The following is a 1500-nucleotide window of genomic DNA, read 5'->3' as shown; positions in this document are numbered from 1 at the left end:
CCGGGCTTGGGCCCGCCGCGCTGGATCTGCTCGAAGGCCACGCCGTCGAAGCGGAAGAGGCCGTCGACACTGCCGATCCACAGATAGCCGTCCTTCGACTGGCCGATGCTGTTGACCCGGCTGGGCGCGCCCCCTTCCAGCGACCAGCTGACGCGCTTGTACTCGGCCAGGGGTTCGAGCCCCGGCGCGGCCTGCGCCGAGACCGCGAGGCCGATGGCGAGCGCGACGCCCGCCAGTCCGATCCGGAAGCCCCCCGCCCGGCTCAAAGGTCGATGATGCCGCGCTTGGCGGCCACGGTCACCGCGTGGGTCCGGTCGTTGACGTAGAGCTTGGCGAAGATGCTCTTGATGTTCGACTTGATGGTGTCTTCCGAGAGGTTCAGCTCGCGGGCGATGTGCTTGTTGGAATTGCCGTTGGCGATCAGCTGCAGGACGGTGATCTCGCGGGCGTTCAGCGTCTCGTCGATGGCGTGGATGGCGATGCGCTCGGCCACCTCGGCCTGAAGATGGCGGCGGCCGGCGTGGACGCCGCGGATGGCGTCCAGCAGGTCGCGGCGCAAACTGCTCTTCAAGAGATACCCGGCCGCGCCGGCGCGCAGGGCGTGCAGGGCCTGGGCGTCGCCGGTGAAGGTGGTCAGCACGATGATCCGCGCCTCGGGGTGAGCCCGGCGGATGGTCTCGATGGCCACCACGCCGTGGCCGGGCATCTGCAGGTCCATCAGGGTGATGTCGGGGCGCAGCGCCTCCCAGCTGGCGACCGCCTCGTCGCCGGTCGCGGCCTCGCCGACCACGACCATGTCGGCCTGCGTCTCCAGCACCGAGATCACCCCCTCGCGCAGCATAGGATGGTCGTCGGCGATCAGTACGCGGATGCGCTCGTCGCTGGCAGGGGACGCGCCGCTGGCGGGGTACTCGTTCATTTCGGCGGCGTCCGGGGACCGGTCCTTGCGCATGGGACTCGTACAGGTGACGTGTTTGGCGAACCGCGACCATACACGAAAGCGGCGCAGCATTACCCTTTCGGGGGTTGACGCGGAACCGCCCGGATCAAGCCTGCGCGGGAATAGGACGCCCATTCGCTAGCGCCCAGTCGAGGGCGAAGTCGGCGACGTCCTCCCAGCCCGGCTCGTTGCACAGCCAGTGCGAGCGGCCCGAGAAGCATTGCAGGTCGGTGCGCGAGGCCGCGCGGCGCTGCTGGCGGGCGCTGGCGGCGACCATGGCGACCGGCGCGACCCGGTCCTCGTCGCCGGCGATCAGCAGCAGCGGCGGCCGGCGACAGCCTGTCCCCTTGCGACGCCCCCAGGGGCCGAGCAGGGCCTGGCGCACCACCCTGGCCGGCGCGGACACGACCTGCTCGGCATAGGCGGCGCGGCGCTCGGCCTCGGGCAGGGTCTGGGCGAACAGGGCGGAAAAGCGCTCGAGGCTCAGCGGCGCGGCGCCGTCCCAGTCGCGCCAGCGGGCCAGGATCCGGCGCAGGGCCCAGGCCGCGCGCGGCCGTTCC

General features: G+C 71.4%; 2 protein-coding genes and 1 pseudogene. All 3 read right to left on the bottom strand.

The genetic code is table 11. The features are described from left to right. A partial coding sequence (locus DMC18_RS24810) for a hypothetical protein (RefSeq protein ID WP_146218215.1) occupies nt 1-266 on the bottom strand: 266 nt, incomplete at its 3' end. Continuing rightward, a complete protein-coding gene (locus tag DMC18_RS24805; protein WP_110121527.1) occupies nt 263-919 on the bottom strand; it encodes a response regulator transcription factor in 657 nt (218 codons plus the stop codon). The genes DMC18_RS24810 and DMC18_RS24805, both read right to left, overlap by 4 nt. Nucleotides 920-1046: 127 nt before the next feature. After that, nucleotides 1047-1500: pseudogene (locus tag DMC18_RS26370) on the bottom strand (hypothetical protein); the annotation flags it as partial.

Origin of the sequence: Caulobacter sp. D5, assembly GCF_003185805.1 — a bacterium.
Lineage (GTDB): Bacteria > Pseudomonadota > Alphaproteobacteria > Caulobacterales > Caulobacteraceae > Caulobacter.
This window is presented reverse-complemented; position numbering and strand designations above follow the sequence as displayed.